The 19,869-nt window shown below is 72.9% G+C and carries 18 protein-coding genes; 12 read left to right on the forward strand and 6 right to left on the reverse strand.

The window, feature by feature from the left end:
• Positions 1 to 15: 15 nt before the first annotated feature.
• From VGN74_RS08110 to hemE, 3 genes are read right to left on the reverse strand one after another with little or no spacing between them, the layout of a single operon-like run.
• The gene (locus VGN74_RS08110) at positions 16 to 483 is read right to left on the reverse strand and encodes a CopD family protein (protein ID WP_327446949.1); all 468 of its coding nucleotides are present in this window, start codon (positions 481 to 483) and stop codon (positions 16 to 18) included.
• Positions 480 to 1,538 carry a ferrochelatase gene (gene hemH, locus VGN74_RS08115; RefSeq protein WP_327446951.1) on the reverse strand — a complete coding sequence of 353 codons (1,059 nt, stop codon included), beginning with the start codon at positions 1,536 to 1,538 and terminating at the stop codon, positions 480 to 482. The genes VGN74_RS08110 and hemH overlap by 4 nt, the downstream gene beginning before the upstream one ends.
• Positions 1,535 to 2,575 (reverse strand): uroporphyrinogen decarboxylase, encoded by a 1,041-nt coding sequence (gene hemE, locus VGN74_RS08120; protein ID WP_327446953.1) that lies wholly within the window; start codon positions 2,573 to 2,575, stop codon positions 1,535 to 1,537. The genes hemH and hemE overlap by 4 nt, the downstream gene beginning before the upstream one ends.
• 495 nt (positions 2,576 to 3,070) lie before the next feature.
• On the opposite strand from hemE, the gene VGN74_RS08125 reads away from it, so the two are divergent.
• The 5 genes from VGN74_RS08125 to dnaQ are packed head-to-tail and all read left to right on the forward strand — an operon-like array spanning position 3,071 to position 6,733.
• Complete coding sequence (locus VGN74_RS08125; protein ID WP_327446955.1) at positions 3,071 to 3,928, forward strand: pyruvate, water dikinase regulatory protein; 858 nt, start codon at positions 3,071 to 3,073, stop codon at positions 3,926 to 3,928.
• Positions 3,925 to 4,521, forward strand: a complete 597-nt coding sequence (locus tag VGN74_RS08130) for a Maf family protein (protein WP_327446957.1) — start codon at positions 3,925 to 3,927, stop codon at positions 4,519 to 4,521. The genes VGN74_RS08125 and VGN74_RS08130 overlap by 4 nt, the downstream gene beginning before the upstream one ends.
• Positions 4,518 to 5,342: a shikimate dehydrogenase gene (locus VGN74_RS08135; protein ID WP_327446959.1), complete on the forward strand. Its 825-nt coding sequence runs from the start codon at positions 4,518 to 4,520 to the stop codon at positions 5,340 to 5,342. Before VGN74_RS08130 ends, VGN74_RS08135 begins: the two co-directional genes overlap by 4 nt.
• Positions 5,339 to 5,980 carry a dephospho-CoA kinase gene (coaE, locus tag VGN74_RS08140; RefSeq protein ID WP_327446961.1) on the forward strand — a complete coding sequence of 214 codons (642 nt, stop codon included), beginning with the start codon at positions 5,339 to 5,341 and terminating at the stop codon, positions 5,978 to 5,980. The genes VGN74_RS08135 and coaE overlap by 4 nt, the downstream gene beginning before the upstream one ends.
• A 6-nt stretch (positions 5,981 to 5,986) precedes the next feature.
• The gene (gene dnaQ, locus VGN74_RS08145) at positions 5,987 to 6,733 is read left to right on the forward strand and encodes a DNA polymerase III subunit epsilon (RefSeq protein ID WP_327446963.1); all 747 of its coding nucleotides are present in this window, start codon (positions 5,987 to 5,989) and stop codon (positions 6,731 to 6,733) included.
• A gap of 12 nt (positions 6,734 to 6,745) precedes the next feature.
• Here the strand turns inward: dnaQ and secB are convergent, their stop codons facing one another.
• The gene (gene secB, locus VGN74_RS08150; RefSeq protein ID WP_327446965.1) at positions 6,746 to 7,258 is read right to left on the reverse strand and encodes a protein-export chaperone SecB; all 513 of its coding nucleotides are present in this window, start codon (positions 7,256 to 7,258) and stop codon (positions 6,746 to 6,748) included.
• Between the two features lie 185 nt (positions 7,259 to 7,443).
• Between secB and timA the strand changes: the two genes are divergently transcribed.
• The 3 genes from timA (at position 7,444) to VGN74_RS08165 (ending at position 9,516) form a co-directional block, all read left to right on the forward strand.
• Entirely contained in the window at positions 7,444 to 8,070 is a 627-nt protein-coding gene (gene timA / locus VGN74_RS08155; protein ID WP_327446967.1) for a TIM44-related membrane protein TimA, read from the forward strand.
• Complete coding sequence (locus tag VGN74_RS08160) at positions 8,067 to 9,203, forward strand: MltA domain-containing protein (protein WP_327446969.1); 1,137 nt, start codon at positions 8,067 to 8,069, stop codon at positions 9,201 to 9,203. The genes timA and VGN74_RS08160 overlap by 4 nt, the downstream gene beginning before the upstream one ends.
• Positions 9,204 to 9,279: 76 nt before the next feature.
• The gene (locus tag VGN74_RS08165) at positions 9,280 to 9,516 is read left to right on the forward strand and encodes a hypothetical protein (protein ID WP_327446971.1); all 237 of its coding nucleotides are present in this window, start codon (positions 9,280 to 9,282) and stop codon (positions 9,514 to 9,516) included.
• A 61-nt stretch (positions 9,517 to 9,577) separates the two neighbouring features.
• On the opposite strand, the gene VGN74_RS08170 is transcribed toward VGN74_RS08165, so the two are convergent.
• On the reverse strand, positions 9,578 to 10,102 hold the full coding sequence (locus VGN74_RS08170) for a hypothetical protein (protein ID WP_327446973.1): 525 nt from the start codon (positions 10,100 to 10,102) through the stop codon (positions 9,578 to 9,580).
• The gene (locus VGN74_RS08175) at positions 10,099 to 11,607 is read right to left on the reverse strand and encodes a helicase HerA-like domain-containing protein (protein ID WP_327446975.1); all 1,509 of its coding nucleotides are present in this window, start codon (positions 11,605 to 11,607) and stop codon (positions 10,099 to 10,101) included. The genes VGN74_RS08170 and VGN74_RS08175 overlap by 4 nt, the downstream gene beginning before the upstream one ends.
• A 114-nt stretch (positions 11,608 to 11,721) precedes the next feature.
• Between VGN74_RS08175 and VGN74_RS08180 the strand changes: the two genes are divergently transcribed.
• The 4 genes from VGN74_RS08180 (at position 11,722) to hslU (ending at position 19,867) form a co-directional block, all read left to right on the forward strand.
• On the forward strand, positions 11,722 to 12,873 hold the full coding sequence (locus tag VGN74_RS08180; protein ID WP_327446977.1) for an AI-2E family transporter: 1,152 nt from the start codon (positions 11,722 to 11,724) through the stop codon (positions 12,871 to 12,873).
• A 271-nt stretch (positions 12,874 to 13,144) separates the two neighbouring features.
• Positions 13,145 to 18,025, forward strand: a complete 4,881-nt coding sequence (locus tag VGN74_RS08185; RefSeq protein WP_327446979.1) for an NAD-glutamate dehydrogenase — start codon at positions 13,145 to 13,147, stop codon at positions 18,023 to 18,025.
• A 23-nt stretch (positions 18,026 to 18,048) separates the two neighbouring features.
• The gene (locus tag VGN74_RS08190; RefSeq protein ID WP_327446981.1) at positions 18,049 to 18,513 is read left to right on the forward strand and encodes a universal stress protein; all 465 of its coding nucleotides are present in this window, start codon (positions 18,049 to 18,051) and stop codon (positions 18,511 to 18,513) included.
• Between the two features lie 52 nt (positions 18,514 to 18,565).
• Positions 18,566 to 19,867 carry an ATP-dependent protease ATPase subunit HslU gene (hslU, locus tag VGN74_RS08195; RefSeq protein WP_327446983.1) on the forward strand — a complete coding sequence of 434 codons (1,302 nt, stop codon included), beginning with the start codon at positions 18,566 to 18,568 and terminating at the stop codon, positions 19,865 to 19,867.
• Positions 19,868 to 19,869: the final 2 nt, after the last annotated feature.

The following is a 19,869-nucleotide window of genomic DNA, read 5'->3' on the forward strand; positions in this document are numbered from 1 at the left end:
GAAGGAAAGGCTCGTCTACGCTCCCCACTCCAGCGTCACGGACAGGACCATGACGATAGCGATGAGGAAGGGGATTTCGTTGGTCATGCGCCAGAAGCGGCCGGTGCGGACCGAGGTCCCGGCCTGGATGCGGCGGAACTCGGCGGACAGGTAGCCGTGCCAGCCGCTGAGGGCGAGCACGCCGGCCAGCTTGGCGATCATCCAGGGCTGGTGAGCGAAGCTCCAGTCGGCGCCGTCGCCGCTGCGGATCCACAGCAGCCACAGGCCCAGCCCCCACGAAACAACCATCGCCGGGTTGAGGATGATCTTCAGCAGACGCCGCTGCCAGGTGCGCAGCAGGTCGCGCATCTCGCCGCGCAGGGGCTCGGCCTTGTCGGCCTGCTCGGCGTCATAGGCATAGAGCCGCGGCAGGAACAGCAGCCCGGCCATCCAGGCGATCACCGCCAGGATGTGCAGGCCGCGGGCGAGGTCGTACAGGTTCACGCGGCGCGCTTCCCGAGCTGCTCAGCCTGGCAGGGGCAGGCTTTCCAGCGGCCCTGGCAGCCGGGGCCGAAGGGCGCCACGCCGGTGCGGCCCAGCGCCTCGCCCACGGCGTCGGCCAGGGCGCCGATGAAGCGCGGCGCGACGCTCACGGTCGGGGCCCGCAGATAGGGGCTGATGCCGTGCTCATGGGCCAGCTCGCCGTACTCGATGTCCAGCTCGACCAGGGTCTCGATATGCTCCGAGACGAAGGCGATGGGGACGAGGATGACCCCCTTGCCGTCGCGGCCGGCGGCCTCGATGGCGTCGGGCGTGGCCGGGCCCAGCCACTTCAGCGGCCCGACGCGGCTCTGGTAGCACAGGCTCCAGTCGACCGGCCCGAGGCGGGCGGCGACGGCGGCGCAGGTGGCCTCGACCTGTTCCTGGTAGGGATCGCCCTTCCCGGTCACCAGCATCTCCGGGATGCCGTGGGCCGAGAACAGAACGCGAACAGGACGGTCCCCGGCCTCATTCAGCCGTTCGCGGATCATCTCCGCCTGGGCCTCGAGCCAGCCCTCCGCCTGCGGATAGCAGCAGACGGTGCGGCTCTTGCCCGGCCCGCGATAGGTCTCGTTCCACAGCTTCAGCGACGACTGGGTCGTGGTGGTGGAGAACTGCGGATAGAGCGGCAGCAGGACAATTTCATCCGGCCCGAAGGCCGCCACCTCGGCCGCCGTCTGGGCCGTCATCGGGTGCCAGTAGCGCATGGCGATGAAGACCCCGACCTCGGCCCCCGGGTGGCGCGCCGCCAGCTCGGCCTTGAGGGCCTCGGCCTGGCGCCGGGTCTCCGGCAGCAGCGGCGAGCCGCCGCCCATGCGGGCGTAGTTCTCCTGCGCCTCGTGCTCGCGGCGGCTGGAGATCAGCCGGGCCACGAAGGTGCGCAGGATCCCGGGCAGGCCGATGATGGCCGGGTCGTTGAACAGGTTGAACAGGAACGGCTTGACGCTGGCCTGGTCGTCCGGGCCGCCCAGGTTGAACAGGACGACGGCGATGCGCCGGCCCGCAGCTGTGTCCGTCATTCCGCGCCGATCCTCTTCAGCACCTGTTCCACATGGGCGATCGGCGTGTCCGGAAGGATGCCGTGCCCGAGGTTGAAGACGTAGGGACCCTGTCCCCAGGCGTCCAGCAGCTGATCCACCCTGCGATCCAAGGCCGCGCCCCCGGCGCGCAGCAGCAGCGGGTCGAGGGCGCCCTGGATCGGCTTGATCGCCTGCACCCGGCGGCCGACCTCGAGCGGACAGGCGGTGTCCAGCGCCACGGCCTGGACGTCGCAGGCGGCGGCGTAGCGCTCGGCCAGGGCCGCCGAGCCGCGCGGGAAGCCGATCAGGGGCACGGTCACGCCCAGCGCGCGCACCCGGGCGACCAGCTTCTGATGCGGGGCCAGCACCAGCCGGTCGAACAGATCGTCGGACAGGCCCTCGGCCCAGCTCTCGAAGATCTTCAGCACCTGGGCCCCGGCGTCGGCCTGCATCTTCAGATAATGGGCGGTGGCCTCGACCAGCACGTCCAGCACCGCCTCCACATGGGCGGCGTCGCGATAGACGAAGTCGCGGGCCTGGGCGCGCTCGCCCTTGCCGATAGTGCGGTTGGCCCCGTCGAGCATGTAGGTGGCCACGGTCCAGGGCGCGCCGGCGAAGCCGATCAGGGTGCGCTGCGGATCCATCGCCGCCCGCACCCGGGACAGGGTCTCGCCCACCGGCGAAAGAGCCCGGCCGGCCCCCTCGGCCAGCCCGGCCATGGCCGCGACCGGCGGCAGCTCGCCCAGCACCGGCCCCTCGCCGGCCTCGAAGGCCACCTTCTGCCCCAGCGCCTGCGGGATCAGCAGGATGTCGGCGAAGACGATGGCGGCGCTGAACGGGAAGCGGCGCAGCGGCTGCAGCGTGGCCTCGGCGGCCTTCTCCGGGTCGAGGCAGAAGGCGACGAAGTCCGGCGCCGTGGCCCGGAGCGCGCGGTACTCGGGCAGGTAACGCCCCGCCTGACGCATGAACCAGACCGGCGGCGTCGCCAGGGTCTCGCCGTCAAGAACGCGAAGGAGGGCCGGGCGCGAAGAGCTCATGGGGCGGCTCTAGGGCGCCGGGCCCGACGGCTCAATCCCCGTCCCTTCTCCCTACCCTGTCTCTCTTTTGAAAAGAGATGGAGGAAGAAGGTGGCGGGGGCGAACACCGGGCGCCGTTGCGGCCTTGTCCCGCCGCGAAGCCGGGTTCTCCACGGCCCGGACGGGATCACCCGACTGTCCCCCGGGGGCCTGTCGATAACCGGGACAAATCCTAACGAAACCTTACCGGCCGGGGCCTGGGGAAGCGCGGATCGCCACGGTCACGCTGTGGGCCGTTAGGGATTGATTAACCTTTCCCCCGAAACCCGGCCGGGCGTCGTCCTCCGGGGGACAAACCCCCTGCCCGGCGCCCCGCTTCTCCCCGGTCATCCCCGCTCGCCGCCGGCGGAGGCCCGCGCTATAGGAAACGGCGCCCCGCGGCCCCGGCCGTGTCCGGGCGTCATCCACAGGACATCCAGAGTCCGACGCGAGATCACGCACGGGAATCCGCCGCTCATGCATAAGCCGCACGGCCGGCTCGCCACCTACTTCCACGTCCACCTGGTGTCGGACTCCACCGGCGAGACGCTCAACGCCATGGCCAAGGCGGTCGTGGCCCGCTTCGACGGGGTCATCCCAATCGAGCACATCTATGCGCTGGTGCGCTCGCGCAAGCAGATGGACCGGGTGCTGGAGGAGATCGCCGCCGCCCCCGGCGTGGTGCTGCACACCATCGTCGACAAGGAGCTGCGCGCGGCGCTGGAGGACGGCTGCCGGGCGCTGGACGTGCCGCAGATCGGGGCGCTGGACCCGCTGGTCGGGGCCCTGTCGCGCTATCTTGGCGCCGCCCTGTCGACCCGGGTCGGGGCCCAGCACGCGCTCGACCACGAATACTTCAACCGCATCAGCGCCCTCGATTTCGCCATGGCCCATGACGACGGCCAGGGCACGGCCGAGGAGCTGGAGCGCGCCGATGTGGTGCTGTGCGGGGTCAGCCGCACCTCCAAGACCCCGACCTGCATCTATCTGGCCCACCGCGGCATCCGCGCCGCCAATGTGCCGCTGATCCCGGGCCAGGAGGACGGCGAGCGGCTGGTCGGGCTGCGGAATCCGCTGGTGGTGGGGCTGACGGTGTCACCGGACCGGCTGGTGCAGATCCGCCGCAACCGGCTGGATGCGCTGAACGCCGACCGGGCCTCGGCCTATGTCGACCACGAGGCGGTGCGCGACGAGACGGTCAAGGCGCGCCGGGCCTTCGAGCGCCGCGGCTGGCCGGTGATTGACGTCACCCGCCGCTCGGTCGAGGAGACCGCCGCCGCCATCGTCAACCTGCTCAGCGAACGCCGCACCCGCCGGCTGGGAGCCAGCTGGTGAGCGCGCCGCCGTTCGTCCTCGCCTCGGCCAGCGCCGCCCGGCGCGCCCTGCTGACCGGAGCCGGCGTGCCCCACGCCGTCGAGCCGTCGCGGGTCGACGAGGCGGCGCTCAAGGCCGGCTGGCCCGACGCGACCCCCGCCGAGGTGGCGCAGCGGCTGGCCGAGGCCAAGGCGCTGGACGTCTCGGCCCGCCGGCCGGGCGCGCTGGTGCTCGGCTCGGACCAGACGCTGGATCTGGACGGCCGCACCCTCGACAAGGTCCCGGACCTGGCCGCCGCCCGCGACCGGCTGCTCGCCCTGCGCGGCCGCGCCCACCGGCTGCACAGCGGCGCGGCCCTGGCCCGCGACGGCGCGGTCCTGTGGACGACGCTGGACAGCGCGACCCTGAGCGTCCGCGATTTCTCCGACGCCTTCCTCGACGCCTATCTGGCCGAGGAGGGGCCGCAGGCGCTGGGCTCGGTGGCCTGCTACCGGCTGGAGGGGCCGGGCCTGCAGCTGATGGACCGGGTCGAGGGCGACCACGCGACCATCCTCGGCCTGCCCATGCTGCCGGTGCTGGCGGCCCTGCGCGACCACGGGGTCCTGGACGCATGAGCGGGCCGGTCACCGCCGGGGTCGCCGGCCGTCCGATCGGCCATTCGCTCAGCCCCCTGATCCATACCGCCTGGCTGCAGGCGGCCGGGATCGACGGCCGCTACCTCGCCTTCGAGCCCGCCGACGAGGCCGACTTCGCCCGGCTGGTCGAGCGCATCCGCGCCGGCGCGCTGGCCGGGATCAATGTCACCGCCCCGTTCAAGGAGGCGGCGCTGGCGCTGGCCGATGAGGCGACCGACACGGCCCGGGCGGCGGGCTCGGCCAACGGGCTGGTCCTCGTCGATGGCCGGCTGCTGGCCGACAGCACCGACGGGCTGGGCCTGCTGGAGGCGCTGGCGCATCAGGCCCCGGCGCTGGACCTGACCGCCCGGGCGGCGGTGATCCTCGGGGCCGGAGGCGCGGCGCGGGCCGCGGTCGAGGCGCTGCGGGCCGCGGGCGCGCCGGAGATCCGGCTGGTCAACCGCACCCGGGCCCGGGCCGAGGCGCTTGCCGAAATCTTCGGCCCGCCCGTGCGCGCCGCCGGGCCCGAGGCGCTGGATGGCGACGCCGGGCTGGTGGTCAACGCCGCGGTCGGCGGGGATCTGCCCGACCTGTCGCGCCTGCCGGCCGGCGCGGCGGTGATGGACATGACCTACAAGCCCTTGGAGACGCCCCTGCTGGCGGCGGCCCGGGCCCGCGGCCTGACCCCGGTGGACGGGCTGGGCATGCTGATCGGCCAGGCCCGACCGGCCTTCGCCCGCTTCTTCGGGGCGCCGGCGCCGGACCTCGACGTGCGCGCGCTGGCGCTGGCCGAGCTGGCCCGACGGGAGGCGCAGCCGTGATCGTGCTCGGCCTGACCGGCTCGATCGGCATGGGCAAGTCGACCACCGCCGGCCTGTTCGCCGAGGCCGGCTGCCCGGTGTGGGACGCGGATGCGGCGGTGCATCGCCTCTATGGTCCCGGCGGGGCGGCGGTGGCGCCGGTGGCGGCGGCCTTCCCCGGCGTCGAGGTCGAGGGGGCCATCGACCGGACCCGGCTGGCCGCCGCCCTCGCCGCCGACCCGGACGGTTTCGCCCGGCTGGAGCGGATCGTGCACCCGCTGGTCGCCGCCGACCGGGCCGCCGCCCTGACCAGCGCCGCGGCCATGGGCGCGACCGTGGCCGTGGCCGACATCCCCCTGCTGTTCGAGACCGGCGCCGAGGGCCAGGTCGACGCCGTCGTGGTGGTCACCGCCCCCGCCGGGGTGCAGGCGGCCCGCGTCCTGGCCCGGCCCGGCATGACGCCGGAGCGTTTCGCCGCGCTTCTGGCCCGGCAGACCCCGGACGCCGAGAAGCGCCGCCGCGCCGACTTCGTCATCGACACCAGCCAGGGCCTCGACGCCGCCCGCGCCGCGGTCGCCGACATCCTCGGGACCGTGCGCGATCCGGCGTGGATATCCCCGCGCCGGGGGATTTCCGCCGCCGGCGAACCGGGCCAGTAAAGGGCCATGGCCCGCGAGATCGTCCTCGACACCGAAACCACCGGCATCGACCCGCGTCAGGGGCACCGGCTGATCGAGGTCGGCTGTCTCGAGCTCGAGGACCTGATGCCGACGGGGCGGACCTTCCACCGCTTCATCAATCCCGAGCGGCTGATCGACCCGGACGCCATCCGGGTGCACGGCATCACCGACGACAAGGTGCGCGACGCCCCGGTGTTCCGGCTGGTGGCCGAGGAGCTGCTGGACTTCGTCGGCGACGCCCCGCTGATCGCCCACAACGCCGCCTTCGACCGCGGCTTCATCAATCACGAGCTGGGCCTGTGCGGCATGGGCGAGCTGCCCGAGCCGCGCTGGATCGACACCCTGAAGCTGGCCCAGGCCCGCTTCCCCGGCATGGCCAATTCGCTCGACGCCCTGTGCCGGCGCTTCAAGATCTCGCTGGTCGAGCGCACCCTGCACGGGGCGCTGATCGACGCCCGCCTGCTGGCCGACGTCTATCTGGAGCTGAAGGGCGGGCGCGAGCGGGCGCTGGATCTGGGGTCCGGCGCAGCCGGGCGCGGCCGGATCGCGGCGGGCGACGGCGCGGCGGCGGCCGGCCACGGCCCGCGGCCGCGGCCTCTGGCGGCCCGGGTCTCGGCGGAGGAGGCGGCGCGCCACCTCGCCTTCGTCCAGGCGCAGCTCAAGGACCTGTCGCTGTGGACGGCCAACGGGCTGGAGATCGAGATCAGGGCCGACGCCGATGCGTCGGCCTGATCAGACTGCGAGTCAGGCCTGGCCGGCGGCCGGAGCTTCCATCTGCGCCTGCTGTTGCTGGCGACGGGCCATGTAGATGGCGGCGAAGTCGATCGGCTCCAGCAGCAGCGGCGGATAGAAGCCGCCGTCCGAGGTCTGCTTCGACACGATCTCGCGGGCGAAGGGGAACAGGTAGCGCGGGCACTCGACCAGCAGCATCGGCTCGATGTCCTGCTCGCGCACGCCCTGCAGCTGGAACAGGCCGCCATAGACCAGCTCGACGTGGAACAGGGCCTGCTCGGCCTGGGACGCCTTGACCGACAGCTTGATGTCGACTTCGAACAGGCCGTCGGGACGGCCCTGGGCGCTCATTTCCACACCCATGTCGATGGCCGGCTTGCCCTCGACGCGCAGGCTTTCCGGGGCGCGCGGGTTCTCGAACGACAGGTCGCGCACGAACTGGGCCAGCACGCGATAGGCCGGGGCCGGCGGCGCGCCCGCTCCGGTCAGGGTGGTGTCGGCGGGCGGGGCGGAGGCGTCGGTCATGGGGAAAGGGACCCTGTTTCGGCTCGGAAGGCGTCGCAAAAGTTGCGCTGGCGAGGGGCGGCGACTAGCACGCCCGGTCCCGCCGGGGCAACGCTGCGCCCCCCGGCGGCGATTCGCCCGGGAGCGGACTCGCGCTTGCCTCCCTATCTAGGGCTGCTAGATCGAACCGACACCAGGGAAAACCCGTGCCGCAACAGTTCCAGATCGTGATCTTCGCCGCCATCGCGGCCGTCGTCCTGTTCAGCCTCTACAATGTGCTGGGCAAGAAGGTCGGCCGTCAGCCCGAGGACAATGCCGCCAAGACGCCGCCGGGCATTCCGCCGGGCGAGATCGTGCAGCAGCCCAAGGCCCCGCCGCTGGTCGATCCGGCGACGGCCGCCGCCGCCGCGTCGCTCAAGGCTCGCGATCCGGCCTTCGACCCGCTGCGCTTTCTCGAGGGCGCCCGCACCGCCTACGAGACCATCGTCCGGGCCTACGCCGCCGGCGACGCCGCCGCCCTGCGGCCGCTGCTGACCGCGCCGGTGATGGCCTCGTTCGAGGCCGCCATCGCCGCCCGCGAGGCCCGCGGCGACCGCGAGGAGGTCGAGCTGATCCAGGGGCCGCGCGCCGATCTCGACGCCACCACGGTCGACGGCGACCGCGCCTCGGCCCGGGTCCGCTTCCTCGCCGAGCTGCGCAGCCGCGTGACCCACGGCGAGAGCGAGCCGGTGGTCGAGGAGCGCCGCACCGCCGAGCACTGGACCTTCGAGCGCACTCTCGGCGCCTCGGACCCGAACTGGGTGCTGGCCCGGGTCGAGCCGGCCGAGGCGTGATCCACCGGGGGTCCGCTGTCGGGCTGACGCTCGGCCTGCTGGCCGCCAGTCTGGCGGCCTGCGCGCCGCGCGTGGCCGAGGCGCCCCGGCCCGGAGCTCTCCCCTCACCCGCGCCTGCGCCGGTTCCGCCGGCTCCGCGCCCGCCGATGTCCGACGGCACGGTCGCCGCCCTGCCCGGCTGGGCCGAAGAGGACCACCGCGCCGCCCTGGTCGCCTGGGCCGCCGCCTGCCGCGTGCATCCGGGCGCGCCGGAGCGGGCCGCCTGCGCCGCCGCCGCCGATCTGGCCCCGGTGGCCACCGACGACCTGGCCCGCGCCTTCTTCGAGACCCGCTTCACCGCCGTGCCGGCGACCACCGCCGACGGCGGTCCGGGCCTGCTGACCGCCTATTTCGCCCCGGAGTATCCGGCCCGCACCACGCCGTCAGCGGAGTTCGACGCCGCCGTGCTGGCCCGGCCGGCCGATCTGGTGCGCGAGGAGGGCCGGGTGCTGCGCCGCACCGCCGGCGGCCTCGTCCCCTATCCGGGCCGCACCGAGATCGAGGCCGGGGCGATCACCACCGAGATCCTCGGCTGGATGCGCACCGAGGACCTGTTCTTCATGCAGATCCAGGGCTCCGGCTACCTGACCTTCGAGGACGGACGCCGGGTGCGCGCCGCCTATGCCGCCGACAACGGCCAGCCCTTCGTCGGCATCGCCCGCCCCATGGCCGAGCGCGGCCTCCTGCCCCGCGACGGTACGTCCGGCGAGGCCATCCGCGCCTGGCTGGCCGCCCGCCGCGGCCCCGAGGCCCGGGCCGTGACGGCCCTGAACCCGCGCTACATCTTCTTCCGCATCGAGCCGGACGACGGGGAGCCGGCCGGGGCCGCGGGCGTGCCGCTGGCGCCGCGCCGGTCGATCGCGGTCGACCCGGCCTCGTGGCGCTATGGCGATCTGGTGTTTCTCGACGCCGACGCCGGCAATCTCCGGGGCGCGCGGCGCGGCTACCGCGGCCTCGTCACCGCGCTGGACACCGGCAGCGCCATCCGCGGCCCGGTCCGCGCCGACTTCTACATGGGCCGGGGCGACGCCGCCGGCGAGGAAGCCGGCACCGTCCGCCACCCCCTGCGCATGTGGCGGCTGGTTCCGCGGTAGTCAGGTCGCCGGGTCCCCGGGATTCTCGGCGGACTCCGGGTGTGCTACCTTTCGGGAGTATTCGAGGGGGGCTGGAATGGAAACGGCGGTCCTGACCGAGGAGATCAAGGCGTTCGACGACATGCTGCCGCGTCTGCGGCAGGAGTACGGGGGGGTCTGGGCCGTGCTGGTCGGTCAGGACTTCAAGGGCGCCTTTCAGGAGTTCAGGCAGGCGGCGGCTTTCGCGGTCGCCAACTTCGCGGATACGCCTTTCCTGATCCGGCACACCGAACAGCACACGGCGCAGATCCCCTTCGTCGCGATTGATCCCTGAATGCCGCAGTGGACCTTCGGCCCGGCGACGCCTGCATCTGGGGGGCTTGGTGCTGCGGTAGTCAGGTCGCCGGGCCGGCGCAAGGCAACAGGAGATCGCGCATCTGCTCCGCTGCCCGGTGGATCGCCCCTTCCTGACGATCCACCAGCGTCATCTCGACGTCCGAGCCGTCGAGGATGCCGTAGGCTGTATAGCGCGCCTCGGCGCCGTGCGGTCCCAGTCGCGGCCGCGTCGTCCGGATTTCTCCCGGCGGCGTGGGCTGCAGGGCCTCCCGCGGCAAGGCCGTCAGCGCCTCGCTGATGGCCGGACACGCGCGACTGTCGAGCCAGCGATCGATCGCGGGCGCGACGCCGGGGAGCTGGGCCGCGTAGCGCAGGCGGACCATCCAGAAGGCCGCCGCGCCGCCATCAGAGGGTCTTGAGACGCGGTAGACCCTGATGTCGGTCTGCTGCCGGACGCCGAATCCGGCGCTTCGGCTCTCGAGCGTGTACCAGCGGTAGACGGACTCGTCCGGCGCCAGGCCCGGTGGCCGTTCTGTATCTTGATGAGCCATCAGGGCCAGGGCCAAGGCGAGCGACCAGATCACCGCCGCCGCATCCCGCCCAGGACGCCGCGCAGGATTTCGCGGGTGATCGTCGAGCCGGCGGTGCGCAGGACCGACTTGGTCAGGGCCTCCATCGGCGTCTCGCGGCTCCGCGGCGCGGCGCGCGGCCGCGGCTCAGCCCTCGTCTCAGCCCTGGAGCGCTCGACCGGCGCGGTCTTCGGGACCGCCGCCTCCGCCGCGGCGCGCGTCTCGGCCTCGGCCCGGGCGGCCAGAACCTCGGCGGCGGACTCGCGGTTCAGGGCCGTGTCATAGACCCCGCGCACCGGGCTGTTCGCCATCACCGCCGCGCGCTCGTCGGCGGTGGCCGGGCCCAGCCGCGAGGCCGGCGGGCGGATGCGGGCGCGGGCGGCGACCGTCGGCGCCCCCTTCTCGTCCAGCACCGAGACCACCGCCTCGCCGACGCCCAGGGCCTGGATCGCCTCGGCCGTGTCGAAGGCCGGATTGGCGCGGAAGCTGTCGGACGCCGCCTTCAGCCCGCGCTGCTCGGACGGGGTGTAGGCGCGCAGGGCGTGCTGGATGCGGTTGCCCAGCTGGGCCAGCACCGTGTCGGGGATGTCGGCCGGGTTCTGGGTGACGAAATAGACCCCCACCCCCTTGGAGCGGATCAGCCGCACCACCTGCTCGATCTTCTCCAGCAGCGGTTTGGGCGCGTCGGTGAACAGCAGGTGCGCCTCGTCGAAGAAGAACACCAGCCGCGGCTTGTCCGGGTCGCCGATCTCCGGCATCCGCTCGAACAGCTCCGACAGCAGCCACAGCAGGAAGGCGGCATAGACCCGCGGGCTGTTCATCAGCCGCTCGGCCGCCAGCACATTGACCTGGCCGCGGCCCGACAGGTCGGTGCGGATCAGGTCCTCCAGCCGCAGCGCCGGCTCGCCGAAGAAGGCCTTGCCGCCCTGCGTCTCCAGCTGCAGCAGGGCGCGCTGGATGGCGGCGACCGAGGCCGGGGCGACATGGCCGTAGCGCTTGCCGATGGCCTCGGCGTTCTCGGCCACATGGGTCAGAAGGGCGCGCAGGTCATCGAGGTCGAGCAGCAGCAGCCCGTCCTGGTCGGCGACGTGGAAGGCGACCGTCAGCACCCCTTCCTGCACCTCGTTCAGGTCCAGCATGCGCGCCAGCAGCAGCGGGCCGATCTCGCTGACCGTGGCCCGGACCGGGTGGCCCTTCTCGCCATACAGGTCCCAGAACACCGTCGGGGCCGCCTGCGGCGTCAGGGTCAGACCCATCTCCGCCGCGCGGGCCAGCAGCTTGTCGTTGGGGCTGCCCGGCTGACTGATGCCTGACAGGTCGCCCTTGATGTCGGCGCAGACGACGGGGACCCCGGCGTCGGAGAAGCCCTGGGCGAGGATCTGCAGCGTCACCGTCTTGCCCGTGCCGGTGGCCCCGGCGACCACCCCGTGCCGGTTGGCGCGCCGGAACAGCAGGCTCAGCGCCGGGTCCGCACCCGTGTCGCCCGACGCCCCGAGGAACACACCCGCCGTCTGGTCCATTGATCCGGATCCCGTCCTGCCTGCCGACATCCCTCGATAGGGCAGGTCGCCACAGGGCTCCAGCCGAAAGACCGCCGATTGACGCCCCCCGCTGCGCCCCCGACAAGGAGACGGATGAAGAGCCCCGTCGCCCTGCCCGCCTCGACCGTGACCCGCAACGCCGTGGTGCTGCTCGCCGCCGTGGCGGTGGGCGCCGCCCTCTACTGGCTGCGCGACATCCTCACGCCCCTGGCCATGGCCATCTTCCTGCTGATCATGATCGACGGGGTGAAGCGGGCCATCGAGCGGCGTCTGAAGCTGCCGCCGCGCGCCGCGGGTCTGGCCGCCCTGCTGCTGGTCATCCTCGGCTTCTTCGCCTCGATCGGCATCCTCGTGAACGGCGCGGCGGGCTTCTTCACCGACGCCTCCGGGGTGTCGGCCAACCTCGGCCCGCGGCTGGACGCCATCCTGCGCGACGGGGCCGCCCTGTTCGGGCTCGGCGCGGCGCCGACGGCGGCGGAGCTGGTCGAGGGCGTCGACCTGCGCGGCTACCTGACGGATCTGGCGTTCCAGATGCAGGGCATCCTGTCCGGGGCCTTCTTCGTGCTGGTCTATCTCGGCTTCCTGCTCGCCGCCCAGGCCGGATTCCGCAAGAAGCTGGTGGCCATGTTCCCCAACCGGGAATCCCGCGGCGAGGCCCTGTCCGTTTTCGAGCGGGTGCGCTCGGGGGTCGAGGGCTATCTCTGGGTCCAGACCGTCACCGGGGCGCTGATCTGCGCCGTGGCCTGGGCCCTGATGCGCGCCGTCGGCCTGCAGAACGCCGAGTTCTGGACCTTCGTCATCTTCGTGGTCGGCTTCATCCCGGTGCTGGGCGGGGCCATCGCCGGCCTCGCCCCGCCCCTGTTCGCCCTGGTCCAGTTCGAGAGCTACTGGCCCGCCCTGATCCTGCTGATCGGGCTGCAGACCATCCTGTTCCTCGTCGGCAACCTGGTGCAGCCGCGCATGCAGGGCGACAACCAGAACATCGACCCGGTGGTGGTGCTGCTGTCGCTGGCCCTGTGGGGCAAGCTGTGGGGCGTGATCGGCATGTTCCTGTCGACGCCGCTGGCGGTCATGGCCATGGCCATCCTCGCCGAGTTCCGCGGATCGCGCTGGATCGCCGTGCTGCTGTCCGGCGACGGCGAGCCCGACGGACCGCCGCGCCCGGGTTCCGGGCCGGGCCAGGCGCATGCCCGCGACAAGCCGCCGCGCCGGTCAGCCCCCGCCGCGCCCCCCGCGGACCATTGACGAGCGGCCGCCGGCTTCCCACCTCGAGATCACCGGCGGGCCTCCTCCCTCCCCCCCTCCCGAAGGGGTCCGCCCGGACGACGACCGGTTCCTCCCTCCCCTCCCCCCGGGACCGGTTACGAAGACCGCCGGCTGCACCTGCGCCGGCGGTCTTTTCGTTTGGCCGTCGGGGATTGGCGCGGGTTTTCTTTTGTCCGGTTGATCGCCGCAGCCATCGGTCTAGTTTGCGCGCCAGAAGCGGCCGCAGGGCCGCCTGAAGTCCAGGATCCCGATGTCCGCCCCCACGCGCCCCGCCCTCTCTCCCGTTCCCCCGAGCGCGGAGGAGCTGACCCGCCTGTTCGCCGCGGCCCTCGGCCAGACCGCCGCCGATCTCGCCCCCGGGGCCCGGGACTATCTGGCCCAGGCCTGGGAAGACTATGTCGCCGACGAGACCCCCGAGGTCGATGTACCCGACCTCGCGGCCCTGCTGGCCGAGGCCTGGCAGGCGGCCGGCGAACGTGCGCCGGGCGAGGCCCCGCGCATCGGCGTCGGTCCGTTGCGCGGCGCCGACGACCGCCCCACCGGCTATGACCTGATCCGCATCTTCCAGGACGACGCCCCGTTCCTCGTCGACAGCGTCATGGGCGAGCTGGCCGACGCCGGGGCCTCGGTGCGCGCCCTGTTCCACCCGGTCGTCACCCTGCCCCGCGCCGGCGGAGCCGCGACGCGCGAATCGCTGATCCTGGTGATCATCGACCCGGTGCCGCAGGAGCGCCGCGACGCCCTTGGCGAGGGCCTCGCCGCGGCCCTGGCCGACGTCCACGCCGCGGTGGCCGATCACCAGGCCATGGCCGGGCTGATGGCGGAGTCCGTGCGCCAGCTGGAGACCGCCCAGGAAGGGCTGGACCCGGAGGTGGTGGCCGAGAACCTGGCCTTCCTGCGCTGGCTGAAGGCCGACCACTTCGTCTTCCTCGGGGCCCGCGACTACGCCTATCCGCGCACGCCGGACGGCGGCTACGAGGCCGAGGCGCCTCTGGACCAGTCGGGCGAAGGGCTCGGCGTCCTGCGCGATCCGGCCCGCACCGTGCTGCGCCGCGCCTCGGAGCCGGCGGTGCTGACCCGGCAGATGAAGCGCCAGCTGGACCTGTCCGAGCCGGTCACCGTGGCCAAGGCCAACCTGCGCTCGCGGGTCCATCGCCGGGCCTACATGGATTATGTCGGGGTCAAGCGGTACGGGGCCGACGGCCGGCCGGCCGGCGAGACCCGCTTCGTCGGCCTGTTCACCGCCGAAGCCTATGACCGCGCCGCGTCGGAGGTGCCGCTGGTACGCCGCAAGCTGGCCAACGCCCTGACCCGGGCCGGCAAGCTGCCGGGCAGCCACAACGAGAAGCGCCTCAAGAACATCCTCGAGAATTACCCGCGCGACGAGCTGTTCCAGATCAGCGAGGACGAGCTGCTCGACGCGGCCCTGGGGATCCTGCACCTGTACGACCGGCCCAAGGTCAAGCTGTTCACCCGCAAGGACCCGTTCGACCGCTTCGTCTCGGTGCTCGCCTTCATTCCGCGCGAGCGTTACGACGCCAGCGTCCGCGAGCGCATCGGCCGGCTGCTGGTGCAGGCCTGGGGCGGGCGGCTGTCGGCCTGGTATCCGCAGCTTTCCGACGCCCCGCTGGTGCGGATCCACTACATCATCGGCGTGACCCCGGGCGACCATCCGACCCCGGACCCGGCCCTGCTCGAGGCGGCGGTGGTCGAGACCTCGCGCAGCTGGACCGACCGGTTCGAGGCCGCCGCCCGCGCCGCCGACTTCGCCGAGGCCCAGATCGGGGCGGTCAGCGCCCGCTGGGCCGAGGCCTTCGGCGCGGCCTACCGCGCCCGCTACGACGCCTTCGAGGCGATCACCGACCTCGTTAGCATGGACAGCCTGAGCCCCGACGGGTCGGGGCCGGACGGCATCGCCGTGCGCGCCTTCCGCGGGGCCTCGGACACGCCGCTGCAGTTCCGCTTCAAGCTATACAAGCGCGGCGGGGCCGCGCCCCTGTCCGACGTGCTGCCGATCCTCGCCGACATGGGCCTCAAGACCCTCGAGGAGTTCGGCCACGAGGTGCGCCCGACCGGCGCCCCGGCCATCCACATCCACGAGTTCCTGCTCGAGGACCCGCGCGGCGAGGCGCTCAGCTTCAGTGACGTGAAGGCCCCGTTCGAGGCCGCCTTCCGCGCCGTCTGGGCCGGGCGCACCGAGAGCGACGGCTTCAACCGGCTGGTGCTGGAGCTGGGGGTGTCGTGGCGCGAGGCGGCCCTGATCCGCACCCTCGCCAAGTACCGCCAGCAGTCCGGGCTCGACCCCAGCCAGGCGGTGCAGGAAGAGGCGCTGATCCTCTATCCGGACGTGGCCCGGGCGCTGCTGGAGCTGTTCCACGCCCGCTTCGACCCGGCCGGCGGCCCGGTCGAGAGCCGCGAGGCGACGGTGGCCGCCCTGCGCGCCCGCATCGCCGAGGGCGTGCAGGCGGTGAAGAGCCTCGAGCACGATCGCGTGCTGCGCCGGCTGGCCGACCTGATCGAGGCCATCAAGCGCACCAACTACTACCAGACCGACGCCGACGGGGCGTCCAAGGCCTACATCTCGATCAAGATCGCCTCGCGCGAGCTCGAAGACCTGCCCCTGCCCAAGCCCTACCGCGAGATCTTCGTCTGGGCGCCGCACATCGAGGGGGTGCACCTGCGCTTCGGCCCGGTGGCCCGCGGCGGCCTGCGCTGGTCGGACCGGCGCGACGACTTCCGCACCGAGGTGCTGGGCCTGGTCAAGGCGCAGCAGGTCAAGAATGCGGTGATCGTGCCGGTCGGCTCCAAGGGCGGCTTCTATCCCAAGGGTCTCAGCGCCCTGACCCGGGCGGGCGCCGACCGTGACGCCATCCAGGCCGAGGCCATCCGCGCCTACCGCACCTTCCTGTCCGGCCTGCTGGACGTGACCGACAACATCGAGGCCGACGGCGGCGTGCGCCGGCCCGACGCGGTGGTGGCCTGGGAGGGGGACGACCCCTACCTCGTCGTCGCCGCCGACAAGGGCACGGCGACCTTCTCGGACATCGCCAACGGGGTCTCGGCCGACTATGGCTTCTGGCTGGGCGACGCCTTCGCCAGCGGCGGCTCGGCCGGCTACGACCACAAGGTCATGGGCATCACCGCCCGCGGGGCGTGGGAGGCGGTCAAGCGCCACTTCCGCGAGATGGGCAAGGACATCCAGACCGAGCCCTTCACCGTGGTCGGCGTCGGCGACATGTCCGGCGACGTGTTCGGCAACGGCATGCTGCTGTCGAAGGCCACGAAGCTGGTCGCCGCCTTCGACCACCGCGACATCTTCATCGACCCGACCCCGGATCCGGAGAGCAGCTGGATCGAGCGCAAGCGCATGTTCGAACTGCCGCGCTCGTCGTGGCAGGACTATGACGTCTCGAAGATCTCGAAGGGCGGCGGGGTGTTCTCGCGCGCGGCCAAGTCGATCGCCCTGTCGCCGGAAGCCCGGGAAGCCCTCGGCATCGAGGCCGAGGCGCTGGATCCGGCCGCGCTGATGAACGCCATCCTCAAGGCCCCGGCCGAGCTGCTCTACCTCGGCGGCATCGGCACCTATGTGAAGGGCCCCGGCGAGACCGACGCCCAGGTCGGCGACAAGGCCAATGACGCCCTGCGCGTCGAGGCCGGCGAACTACGGGTCAAGGTGGTGGGGGAGGGGGCCAACCTCGGCCTGACCCAGGCCGCGCGCATCGCCTTCGCCCTCAACGGCGGCCGCATCAACACCGACGCCATCGACAACTCGGCCGGGGTCGATTCCTCGGACCACGAGGTCAACATCAAGATCCTGACCGGCTCGGCCATCGTCTCGGGTGCGCTCAAGGCGGAGGATCGCAATCCGCTGCTCGCCTCGATGACCGAGGAGGTGGCGCAGAAGGTGCTGGCCCACAACATCGACCAGACCCTGGCCCTGACCCTGCGCGAGGCCCACGGCCTGGCGGAGCTGGATCACCAGCAGGCCTTCATGCGCCGTCTGGGCGAGGCCGGCCGGCTGGACCGCAAGGTCGAGGGTCTGCCCACCGACGCCCAGATCGCCGAGCGCCGCGACCACGGCAAGGCCCTGACCCGGCCGGAGCTGGCGGTGCTCCTGGCCTATTCCAAGCTGGAGCTGAGCGAGGCCATCGTCGCCTCGAAGGCCCCGGAAGACCCCTTCTTCGAGGAGACCCTGGTCCGCTACTTCCCCGGGCCGCTGGCCCGTTTCGAGGGGGAGATGAAGACCCACCGGCTGCGGCGCGAGATCGTCGCCACGGTGATGGCCAACGAGATCGTCAACATGGCCGGCTTCACCTTCCCGGCCCGGCTGACGGCGGCGGCGGAATGCGACACCACCGCCCTGGTGGTGGCCTTCGAGGCCGCCCGCCGCGTGTTCCGTCTCGACGAGGCGTGGGACGCGGTCTCGGCGCTGGACCTGAAGATCCCGGCCGAGGCCCAGACCGCCCTCTATACCGAGGTGGCCACGGCCCTGCGGCGCCAGACCCTGTGGCTGGCGCGCCGCGCCAACGGCGGCGGTCACGGCGTGGCCGGTCTGATCGCCACCTACCGGCCGACCGCCGATGCGCTGCGCGGCGCCGGGGCCGATGTGCTGTCGCGCTTCGCCCGGTCGCGCCTGGCCGAGCGGGTCGAGGCCCTGACGGCGCTCGGCGCGCCCGCGGACCTGGCCGCCGACCTGGCCATGCTGCAGCCGCTGGTGCCGGCCGCCGACATCGGCGACCTGGCCCGACGCGCCGGCTGGCCCGACCCGGCCATGGCCCGGCTGTATCACCAGGTCGGGGCCGCCTTCGACTTCGACCGGCTGCGCGTCGCCGCCCGTCAGGTGCCGTCCGAGGACCAGTATGACCGGCTGGCGGTGCGTCGCCTGATCGGCGAGCTGATGACGGCCCAGATGGAGCTGACGGCGGCGGTGGCGGCCGGAACCGACGCCTCGGTCGGCGACAGCGAGGCCGCCGCCGAAGGCGCGGTCGACGCCTGGATCGGCCCGCGTCTGGCCGAGGTCGAGGGCCTGCGCGCCAGCGTCGACGAGATCGAGCAGTCCGGCCGCGGCTGGTCCTTCGCCAAGCTGACGATCGCCCACGGCGCGATCCGCAGCTTCGCCCGGGCCCTCTAGGGTCCGGGGCGGGGGAGGGGGCCATGCCGCGCAAGTTCCTGGTCGTCGCCGACGATACGCCGGAGTTCCCGAGCGCCCTGGCCTTCGCCGCCCGGCGCGCCCGGGCCACCGGCGGCCGGGTGGCGCTGCTGCGCGTCATCTCCCCCACCCATGACGAGCACTGGTCCGGGGTGCGCGAGGAGATCGAGCGCCAGCTGCGTGAGGAGGCGGAGGCCCTGCTGCGGCGCTTCGCCGAGGAGGCGGAGACCCGCTCCGGGGCCCAGCCGGTGCTGCTGATCGAGACCGGCGACGTGCAGGGCGCGATCCGCAAGGCGGTCACCGACGACCCGGAGATCAAGATCCTCGTGCTGGCCGCCGGCGCCGGGGCCCGCGGGCCCGGCCCGCTGATCAGCGTCCTCCTCAAGCAGGGCGGCCTCGGCGGCCGGCGCCTGCCGGTCACCATCGTCCCCGGCGACCTGTCCGAGGCGGAGCTCGAGGATCTGGCCTGATCCCTGTCCCCGCCCCCTCCCGCCGGAGCCGGTTGACGCCTATGTGGCGGGGATGACGGACCTTTCCCCCCGCGAGATCGTCTCCGAGCTCGATCGCTTCATCGTCGGCCAGGCCGAGGCCAAGCGCGCCGTGGCCGTGGCCCTGCGCAACCGCTGGCGGCGCAAGCGCGTCCCCGAGGATCTGCGCGACGAGGTGACGCCCAAGAACATCCTGATGATCGGCCCCACCGGGGTCGGCAAGACCGAGATCGCCCGGCGGCTGGCGAAGCTGGCCGGGGCGCCCTTCCTCAAGGTCGAGGCCACCAAATTCACCGAGGTCGGCTATGTCGGCCGCGACGTCGACCAGATCGTGCGCGACCTGGTGGAGGCGGCGCTGGTCATGGTGCGCGACCGTCGCCGCGGCGAGGTGCGGGCCCGGGCCGAGGGCCAGGCCGAGGACCGGCTGCTGGAGGCCCTGGTCGGGCCCGGGGCCCAGCCGGCCACCCGCGACGCTTTCCGCCGCAAGCTGCGCGCCGGGGAGCTGGACGACCGCGAGATCGACCTGGCCCTGGCCGAGGCGGCGCCCGGCCTGCCCGGGCTGGACCTGCCCGGCGGCGGCCAGATGGGGATGATCAACCTGTCGGAGATGTTCGGCAAACTGGCCGGCGGACGGACCCGCACGGTGAAGATGGCCGTGCGCGACGCCTGGACCCCGCTGATCGCCGAGGAGAGCGACAAGCTGCTGGACACGGAGAGCCTGACCCGCGAGGCGGTGTCGCTGGCCGAGAACGAGGGCATCGTCTTCCTCGACGAGATCGACAAGGTGGCGGCCCGGTCCGAGGCGCGCGGCGCCGACGTCAGCCGCGAGGGGGTGCAGCGCGACCTGCTGCCCCTGATCGAGGGCACCACCGTGTCGACGAAGTACGGGCCGGTGAAGTCGGACCATGTGCTGTTCATCGCCTCGGGCGCCTTCCATGTGGCCAAGCCGTCGGACCTGCTGCCCGAGCTGCAGGGCCGGCTGCCGATCCGGGTCGAGCTCAAGGCCCTGACCCGCGACGATTTCGTGCGCATCCTGACCGAGCCGGAGGCCAATCTGATCCGCCAGAACCAGGCCCTGCTGGCCACCGAGGGGGTGACGCTGGAGGTCACGCCGGACGGGGTCGAGGCCCTCGCCGACGCCGCCGTGGCGGCCAATTCGGCGGTGGAGAACATCGGCGCCCGACGGCTGCAGACGGTGATCGAACGGGTGCTGGAGGAGACCAGCTTCCGCGCCTCGGACCTGTCGGGCCAGACGGTGACCGTCGACGCCGCCCTGGTGCGCGAGCGGGTCGGCGAGCTGGCCGGCGACGCCGATCTGAGCCGCTACATCCTCTAGGC

It is taken from the genome of Brevundimonas sp., assembly GCF_035998205.1.
Lineage (GTDB): Bacteria > Pseudomonadota > Alphaproteobacteria > Caulobacterales > Caulobacteraceae > Brevundimonas.

Bases quoted from the DNA above. Each gene is read 5' to 3' on its own strand.
- hemH (WP_327446951.1), bottom strand. From the start codon at position 1,538: ATGACGGACACAGCTGCGGGCCGGCGCATCGCCGTCGTCCTGTTCAAC.
- hemE (WP_327446953.1), bottom strand. From the start codon at position 2,575: ATGAGCTCTTCGCGCCCGGCCCTCCTTCGCGTTCTTGACGGCGAGACC.
- VGN74_RS08125 (WP_327446955.1), top strand. From the start codon at position 3,071: ATGCATAAGCCGCACGGCCGGCTCGCCACCTACTTCCACGTCCACCTG.
- VGN74_RS08135 (WP_327446959.1), top strand. From the start codon at position 4,518: ATGAGCGGGCCGGTCACCGCCGGGGTCGCCGGCCGTCCGATCGGCCAT.
- dnaQ (WP_327446963.1), top strand. From the start codon at position 5,987: ATGGCCCGCGAGATCGTCCTCGACACCGAAACCACCGGCATCGACCCG.
- secB (WP_327446965.1), bottom strand. From the start codon at position 7,258: ATGACCGACGCCTCCGCCCCGCCCGCCGACACCACCCTGACCGGAGCG.
- VGN74_RS08165 (WP_327446971.1), top strand. From the start codon at position 9,280: ATGGAAACGGCGGTCCTGACCGAGGAGATCAAGGCGTTCGACGACATG.
- VGN74_RS08175 (WP_327446975.1), bottom strand. From the start codon at position 11,607: ATGGACCAGACGGCGGGTGTGTTCCTCGGGGCGTCGGGCGACACGGGT.
- VGN74_RS08180 (WP_327446977.1), top strand. From the start codon at position 11,722: ATGAAGAGCCCCGTCGCCCTGCCCGCCTCGACCGTGACCCGCAACGCC.
- VGN74_RS08185 (WP_327446979.1), top strand. From the start codon at position 13,145: ATGTCCGCCCCCACGCGCCCCGCCCTCTCTCCCGTTCCCCCGAGCGCG.
- VGN74_RS08190 (WP_327446981.1), top strand. From the start codon at position 18,049: ATGCCGCGCAAGTTCCTGGTCGTCGCCGACGATACGCCGGAGTTCCCG.
- hslU (WP_327446983.1), top strand. From the start codon at position 18,566: ATGACGGACCTTTCCCCCCGCGAGATCGTCTCCGAGCTCGATCGCTTC.